The organism is Streptomyces sp. BRA346, from assembly GCF_052851135.1.
Window position 1 is genome coordinate 68453 of the sequence record NZ_JAIWIH010000034.1, and the last position, 7253, is coordinate 75705.

Here is a 7253-nt window from a genome sequence, read left to right on the forward strand (position 1 = left end):
TCAGGCGACCGGCTCGCCGATACCCAGCATGTTCCCTTCGCTGTCACGGAACCAGGCGCCGCGTTCACCCCGCGCACCCTTGCTCGGGTAGTTGCCGTCGATCTCGGCGATCCCGTCCCGCGTGCGCAGCCCGGGCAGGTCGACCTCCTCGAACACCACGCCGCGTCGTTTCAGGGCCGCCACGGCCGTCTCGATGTCGTCGACCTCCCACCCCATCTGGGTGAAGGTGCCGGGGGAGGCGCCCGCCGAGCGGAACAGGGCGAAGTCCACGCCCCCGCACCGGTAGAGCAGCCCCCCGGGCCGTTCTCGACGGGCTCCAGCCCGAGCTTCTCCGAGGAGAAACGCCTCGCCCGGTCCAGGTCCCGGACCGGAAGCCTGGTCGCCGGGCGGGCCCGGGCGAGAACGTTGCTGTCGTCCGCGTTCATGGCCCTGCTGTGCCCTGCGCGGTGGCCGATGCGGTGGAGGCGACGGGGTGTGCGTGCCGCCTGCTCACTGGCCCGCCGCCTGGAAGCCACGCAGCCGCAGGCTGTTGCCGACCACGAAGACGGAGGAGAAGGCCATCGCGGCTCCGGCGATCATCGGGTTGAGGAGTCCGGAGGCGGCGAGGGGGAGCGCGGCGACGTTGTAGGCGAAGGCCCAGAAGAGGTTGGACTTGATGGTGCCCAGGGTCTTGCGGGACAGCCGGATGGCGTCGGCCGCGGCCCTGAGGTCGCCGCGCACCAGGGTCAGGTCCCCGGCCTCGATGGCGGCGTCGGTGCCGGTGCCCATCGCGAGGCCGAGGTCGGCCTGGGCGAGCGCGGCGGCGTCGTTGACGCCGTCGCCGACCATCGCCACCGAACGGCCCTCGGCCTGGAGCCGCTTGACCACGTCCACCTTGTCCCGCGGCATGACCTCGGCGATCACCTGCCCGGCCTCGATGCCCACCTCGGCCGCGACCGCCTCGGCGACGGTCTTGTTGTCGCCGGTCAGCAGGACGGGGGTCAGGCCCAGGGCGCGCAGCCGCCTGATCGCTTCCGGGCTGGTGTCCTTGATGGCGTCGGCCACCTCCAGGACCGCGCGGGCCTCACCGTCCCACGCGACCGCGATGGCGGTACGTCCTGCGGCCTCGGCCTCCGCCTTGGCCCGCTCCAGCTCCTCGGGCAGGGAGATCGCCCACTCGGCCAGGAGTTTGGTCCGGCCGACCAGGACCGCGTGGCCCTCCACGATGCCCTGGACACCGAGTCCGGCCACATTGGCGAAGTCCTCGGGGGTCGGCAGGCTGCCCACCCGGGTGGCCGCCCCCGCGGCGACGGCCTGGGCGATGGGGTGTTCGGAGGAGTGCTCCAGAGCGCCCGCGAGCCGCAGCACGTCCGTCTCGTCCGTGCCGTCGGCGGTGTGCACCGCGAGCAGGGTCATGCGGCCGGTGGTGACGGTGCCGGTCTTGTCCAGGACGATGGTGTCAGCCTTGCGCGTGGTCTCCAGGACTTCGGGCCCCTTGATGAGTATGCCGAGCTGGGCGCCGCGGCCGGTGCCGACCATGAGGGCGGTCGGGGTGGCCAGGCCCAGGGCGCACGGGCAGGCGATGATGAGGACGGCGACCGCGGCGGTGAAGGCGGCGGTCAGCCCCGCGCCGTTGCCGAGCCAGAAGCCGAGCGTGCCGAGCGCCAGGGCGATCACGACCGGGACGAACACCGCCGAGATCTTGTCGGCGAGCCGCTGAGCCGCCGCCTTGCCGTTCTGCGCGTCCTCCACCAGCTTGGCCATGCGGGCGAGCTGGGTGTCGGCACCGACCCGGGTGGCCTCCACGACCAGGCGGCCACCGGCGTTGAGCGTGGCCCCGGTGACGTTGCCGCCCACGCCGACCTCGACCGGGACCGACTCACCGGTGAGCATGGAGGCGTCGATCGCGGACGTCCCCTCGACGACCGTGCCGTCGGTGGCGACCTTCTCGCCGGGCCGGACCAGGAACCGGTCTCCGACCGTCAACTCACCGACCGGGATGAGTACTTCGCGGCCTCCGCGCAGCACCGTGACGTCCTTGGCGCCCAGCTCCATCAGCGCCTTCAGCGCCGCGCCCGCCTTCCGCTTCGATCGTGCCTCGAAGTACCGTCCGGCGAGGATGAAGGCGGTGACCCCGGCCGCGGCCTCCAGGTAGATGTTCCCGGCGCCGTCGGTGCGGGTGATGGTGAGCTCGAAGGCGTGTGTCATACCGGGTGTTCCGGCCGTGCCGAAGAACAGGGCCCACAGCGACCACAGGAACGCCGCGGTCGTGCCGACGGAGATCAGTGTGTCCATGGTGGCCGCGCCGTGCCGGGCGTTGGTCCAAGCCGCCTTGTGGAAGGGCCAGGCGGCGTACGTCACCACGGGTGCCGCCAGCGTCAGCGACAGCCACTGCCAGTACTCGAACTGCAACGCGGGGACCATGGCCATCGCGATCACCGGAACCGCGAGGAGGACGGCGGCGGTCAACCGCTGCCGCAGCGGCCGTAGTTCGGCGTCTCCCTGGTCGTCCGCTTCGGAGCCGGGCGCCGTGTCCGCGGGGTCCGGCTGGGGCTCGCGCGCGGTGTATCCGGTGGCCTCGACGGTGGCGATCAGGTCCGCGACGGCGATGTCCTCCCGGAAGGTGACCTTCGCCTTCTCGGTGGCGTAGTTGACGGTGGCCTCGACCCCGTCCATGCGGTTGAGCTTCTTCTCGATCCGGGCGGCGCACGAGGCGCAGGTCATGCCGCCGATGGCGAGTTCGACCTCTTCGGCGCCGGGTGTGGCGGTGGTCATGTCTGCTCCTCCGCAGTCGATGGCGGGTACCCCGCCTGGGTATGTTCACGACCTCGTTCTGTATACCCCCCTCCCGTATCTATGGCAAGGTCGGGCTCGGCTTGACTTCATACCCCCTAGGGGTATCGTGACATGCGGAAGGCCGCGAGGAGAGGCGGCCGAGAGACGAGGAGTGGGCCATGAAGACCGGACTGCGGATCACCGCATTCGCCGCCGCGCTCGCCGCGACCTTCGGCACCGCGTACGGCGTGGGCAGCGGGGTCGGCGAGATCTCGCCCGAGCCGAAGAGCGCGGCTCATGGCGAGCACGCGGACGCCGCGCGCCCCGAGGAGGGCGGCGGCCACGAGCAAGGCCATGAACAGGGCCAGAAGACCGACGTGCCCGGAGGCCTACAGATCTCCGACGGCGGCTACACCCTCGACGTGAAGACCCCGCGCCTCCAGGCAGGCAAGAGCGCCGACCTGCGCTTCGCCATCGTGCGGAACGCCACGGGGCGGCAGCTCACCCGCTACGACCGGGAGCACGAGAAGGAACTCCACCTGATCGTCGCCTCAATCGACCTGACGGAGTATCGCCACCTGCACCCCACCCGGGCGGCCGACGGCACCTGGTCCACTCCCGTGGATCTCCCCAAGGCCGGTGGCTACCGTGTCTTCGCGGACTTCAAGCCCACGGGCGGAGAAGCGCTCACGCTCGGCGCCGACCTCGCCGTGGCCGGAGCGTACGCGCCGAAGGAGCTGCCCGCGCGCACCACGACGGCCAGGACGGGCGGTTACGAGGTCCGGCTGGGCGGCGATCTGACCCCCGGCACGGCCGGTGAGCTGACGTTCACCGTCACCCGGAACGGCACACCGGTGCGCGACCTCCAGCCCTACCTCGGCGCCTACGGCCACCTGGTCGCCCTGCGCTCCGGCGACCTCGCGTACCTGCACGTCCACCCCAATGGCGAACCAGGCGACGGCAAGACCAGGCCCGGCCCCGGCATCTCCTTCACGGCGACCGCACCGACCCCCGGCGCGTACCGCCTGTTCCTGGACTTCAAGCACCAGGGCACGGTCCGGACGGCGGCCTTCACGGTGCCCGCGCAGGGCGCGGCCGGGACGGCGGCGGGCGCCACCGGATCCGAGCACTCACACTGAACGAACCGTCTGGTCGGCGCCGAGCAGGGAGGGGGTGGTGGCCAGCCGGCGCCAGTGAGAGGCCGGGTCGCGCACGAGGCGGCGCGTCGTGAGGTCGAGCACGCCGATGACGCTTTCGACCGTGGCGGCCAAAGTGCCGTCGACACACCGGAGTTCCTGGGTGGCGCGGCCGGTCTTCTTGTCGGCGCCGTCGTACGTGAACACGCAGGTGACGTCGAACTCGTCACCCGCGCGCAGTTCACGGTGGTAGCGAATAGTGGTCTCCAGATTGACGGGTCCCAGCCCGGCCCGTGACATCTCCAACGGATCGACCCCGGCTTCCCGTACGCAGGCCCAACGGGCGTGGTCGGCGAAGTCCACGTAGGCGGAGCCGCGTACATGGCCGTTGGTGTCCAGATCGCTCTGGCGGACAGCCAGTCGGACGCGAAACGGCTGGTCGGGGACATCGGTCGTGGACTCGGGTGTCGATGTGTTTTTCGTGGGCACGGCGCACATCATTCCCGGTCGGGGCCGGGTATGTTGTGAACAAAAAACGCCAACCGACATCGCACGGTGCGTTGGGCGACGACCGCCAGCGCCGCAACCGTCACGGCGACGAGCAGCGGGTGCCCGACCAACCATGTCTGGACGCCCTCGAAGAGGCCGGGCGACGTCAGAGCGGCGCGTTCGAGCACCGTGGGCCCCTCCCGGATGCTGCCGCCCCCGGAGGAGAGCTCGCACCGGGGAAGGCCCGGAGCCTGACGGAGGGCTCACACCAGAGGGGCGCCCTCGTGCAGGGCGGAGCGGTCTTCGAGGCCGGGTGGTCGGGCAGCGTACGGCCCCGGCCCGCCCCGTAGCAGCACGATGACCGCGCCCGTGCCGCCGATGCCGATGAACTCGGCGATCTGCCGGGTGGCGCCTGGGCCACCCGTCGGGACGAGATCCCGGCTGGTTACGCCAACGCCTCCACCCTGGGCATGGGACAGTTCTGCACCAAGCCCGGACTCCTCTTCGTTCCGGCAGGCATTCACGGCCTGACGCGCCCTGGCCGTCGGCGCGTGGGGCAGCCCACCGATGTCGGCGACCTCGCCGTCTACCTCGCAGGCGACAGGTCGAGCTTTCTGACGGGAGAGACCGTGGTGCTCGACGGCGGAAGGACGGCAAAACGGCCCACGCCGTCTGCCTAGTTGACGGCGGCCTCAGTAGACGTAGAAGCCGTGGCCGCTCTTGCGGCCCAGGCGTCCGGCGGCGACCATGCGGCGCAGCAGGGCGGGCGGCGCGTACAGGGGTTCCTTGAACTCCTCGTACAGCGACTCGGCAACGGCCTGGGCGGTGTCGAGCCCGATGAGGTCGAGCAGGCGCAGCGGCCCCATGGGGTGGGCACAGCCCAGCTCCATCCCCTGGTCGACGTCCTCCGGACGGGCGGTGCCGGTCTCCACCATGCGGACGGCGGCCAGGAGATAGGGCACCAGCAGGGCGTTGACCACGAAGCCGGAGCGGTCCGGGGCCTGAATCGTCTGCTTGCCCAGGCCTTGGGTGGCGAAGTCCCCGGCCCGCTCCAGTGTCTCGGAGGCCGTGGTCAGGGCGGGAATCAGCTCCACCAAGGGCTGCACCGGGACCGGGTTGAAGAAGTGCATCCCGATGACCTGCTCCGGTCGGCTGGTCACGGCTGCGAGGTCGACGACGGGCAGGGAGGAGGTGTTGGTGGCCAGGATCGCCCGCGGGTCGACGACCTCCTTGTCGAGGGTCTGCATGACCGTGCTCTTGAGATCCCGCTGTTCGGCGACCGCCTCGATGACGAACTGGCGGTCGGCCAGGTCACCGAGGTGGCAGGTGAAGGTCAGCCGGGCCAGGGCCTGGTCGCGCTGTTCCTCGGTGAGTTTGCCGCGCCGCAGGCCACGGTCCAGGGAGTCCGTGAGACGGCGGCGGCCTGCCTCGGCGGCGTCCTGGGTGGCCTCGGCCACCACGACGTCCAGGCCCTGGCGGGCGGCGACTTCGGCGATCCCGGAACCCATCAGGCCGCAGCCGACGACACCGAGGCGGGAGACGTTTTCCATGGCGGTCCTTCGTACGGGAAGGGCAGGCTTGTGGAGAGAGGGCCGACGGTCCGGCTCGCGTTCCGACGCCGCACGCTATGGCACTCAGTACCCTCGGTCAAGGGTGCTGAGTGCCATGGCGGTGGCTACTCGTCTCCCAAGGTCTTCTCGATCTTCTGCACCACGCGCCACATGGGAGCCCCCCGCGGCGCCACCATGACGATCACATCGTCCTCCGGTGCGGGCGCGGCGCTGCCGCTCTCCGCGGATTCACCGGCGTCGTCCCACGTCTGCCGGACGAAGGTCAGTGCCTGATCCACCGGTTTCGCGGCATCGCCGTGCCCGCCGCCTCGCAGCCAGGCCCGCAGCCCGTTGTTGTGCGCGGCGACGACGGCCGCGGCCTGCACTTCCGCCCTGAGCGCTCCGTTCGGGTCACCCGCGTAGCGCTGCCGGAGGTAGTGGGCCAGGGTTCGCTCGTAGCGGTGCACCACAGACAGCTCGTAGCCGCGCAGGCTGGGCACTTCGCGCGTGAGGCGATAGCGCTGCACCGAGAACTCGGGGTTCGTGGCGTACATCCGCATGACGAGACGGGCCGCGTCGCAGACCGCGTCGAGCGGTTCGCCGTCGGTGCTCGTCGCGAGGAAGGCGCTCATCTCGGTCAGACAGCGCTCATGTTCGGGGAAGACGACGTCTTCCTTGGACGGGAAGTAGCGAAAGAACGACCGGCGCCCGACTCCGGCCCGCGCCACGATGTCGTCCACCGTGGTCCGCTCGAAACCGTGCTCCATGAAGAGCTGGAACGCGGCCTCGATGAGCACCTCGCGCATGGGCGCCTTGCCGGACGGTCCGGGCCCGCCGGTCGCCGTGGTCGCCCCGCCTTCGTCGCGTACGTCCGTCATGGAGGGAACGTAGCATCAGCAGCGGCATGAGTGACACTGAGTACCTTTACGAAGGGTACTGAGTGCCATAGTCTCCTTCAGGTGCTCCGGTTCGGCAGCGCAGCCATCCGAGAACCGTAAGGAGAGTCGGCGTGAGTTTGAGGATCGTTGTCTGTGTGAAGTACGTGCCTGACGCCACCGGTGATCGGCACTTCGCCGAGGACCTGACGCTGGACCGTGACGATGTGGACGGCCTGCTCTCGGAGCTGGACGAGTACGCGGTCGAGCAGGCCCTCCAGATCGCGGAGGAGCGTCGGCGGGAGGATGACGATGCGGAGATCACGGTGCTGACCGTGGGTCCGGAGGATGCCAAGGACGCGCTGCGCAAGGCGCTGTCGATGGGTGCCGACAAGGCCGTGCACGTCGAGGACGACGATCTGCACGGCACGGATGCTCTGGGCACCTCG

At 70.5% G+C, this 7253-nt stretch carries 8 protein-coding genes and 1 pseudogene; 3 read left to right on the forward strand and 6 right to left on the reverse strand.

Features of this window, described 5'->3' with window-relative positions; all coding sequences use genetic code 11:
• Together LCH29_RS32310 and LCH29_RS32315 are read right to left on the reverse strand one after the other, a co-directional pair.
• A pseudogene (locus LCH29_RS32310) lies at positions 1-425 on the reverse strand (VOC family protein).
• A gap of 64 nt (positions 426-489) precedes the next feature.
• On the reverse strand, positions 490-2754 hold the full coding sequence (locus LCH29_RS32315; protein ID WP_446465239.1) for a heavy metal translocating P-type ATPase: 2265 nt from the start codon (positions 2752-2754) through the stop codon (positions 490-492).
• A 179-nt stretch (positions 2755-2933) separates the two neighbouring features.
• Between LCH29_RS32315 and LCH29_RS32320 the strand changes: the two genes are divergently transcribed.
• Positions 2934-3893, forward strand: a complete 960-nt coding sequence (locus LCH29_RS32320) for a hypothetical protein (RefSeq protein ID WP_446465240.1) — start codon at positions 2934-2936, stop codon at positions 3891-3893.
• Here the strand turns inward: LCH29_RS32320 and LCH29_RS32325 are convergent.
• Positions 3885-4379, reverse strand: coding sequence for an acyl-CoA thioesterase (locus tag LCH29_RS32325; RefSeq protein ID WP_446465241.1), 495 nt, complete (start codon positions 4377-4379; stop codon positions 3885-3887). The genes LCH29_RS32320 and LCH29_RS32325 overlap by 9 nt on opposite strands.
• Before the next feature lie 8 nt (positions 4380-4387).
• Positions 4388-4567 (reverse strand): hypothetical protein, encoded by a 180-nt coding sequence (locus LCH29_RS32330; RefSeq protein WP_446465242.1) that lies wholly within the window; start codon positions 4565-4567, stop codon positions 4388-4390.
• A 282-nt stretch (positions 4568-4849) separates the two neighbouring features.
• Between LCH29_RS32330 and LCH29_RS32335 the strand changes: the two genes are divergently transcribed.
• Positions 4850-5059: an SDR family oxidoreductase gene (locus tag LCH29_RS32335; RefSeq protein WP_446465243.1), complete on the forward strand. Its 210-nt coding sequence runs from the start codon at positions 4850-4852 to the stop codon at positions 5057-5059.
• Between the two features lie 12 nt (positions 5060-5071).
• Here the strand turns inward: LCH29_RS32335 and LCH29_RS32340 are convergent, their stop codons facing one another.
• Positions 5072-5929, reverse strand: a complete 858-nt coding sequence (locus tag LCH29_RS32340) for a 3-hydroxybutyryl-CoA dehydrogenase (protein ID WP_446465244.1) — start codon at positions 5927-5929, stop codon at positions 5072-5074.
• Positions 5930-6054: 125 nt separating this feature from the next.
• Entirely contained in the window at positions 6055-6807 is a 753-nt protein-coding gene (locus tag LCH29_RS32345; protein ID WP_446465245.1) for a TetR family transcriptional regulator, read from the reverse strand.
• Between the two features lie 131 nt (positions 6808-6938).
• Here LCH29_RS32345 and LCH29_RS32350 point away from each other — a divergent pair.
• Positions 6939-7253 (forward strand): electron transfer flavoprotein subunit beta/FixA family protein (locus LCH29_RS32350; protein ID WP_446465246.1); only part of this gene is annotated, 315 nt, incomplete at its 3' end.

Coding starts and splice junctions, on each gene's coding strand:
- LCH29_RS32315 (WP_446465239.1), bottom strand. CDS start 2,754: ATGACCACCGCCACACCCGGCGCCGAAGAGGTCGAACTCGCCATCGGC.
- LCH29_RS32320 (WP_446465240.1), top strand. CDS start 2,934: ATGAAGACCGGACTGCGGATCACCGCATTCGCCGCCGCGCTCGCCGCG.
- LCH29_RS32335 (WP_446465243.1), top strand. CDS start 4,850: ATGGGACAGTTCTGCACCAAGCCCGGACTCCTCTTCGTTCCGGCAGGC.
- LCH29_RS32340 (WP_446465244.1), bottom strand. CDS start 5,929: ATGGAAAACGTCTCCCGCCTCGGTGTCGTCGGCTGCGGCCTGATGGGT.
- LCH29_RS32345 (WP_446465245.1), bottom strand. CDS start 6,807: ATGACGGACGTACGCGACGAAGGCGGGGCGACCACGGCGACCGGCGGG.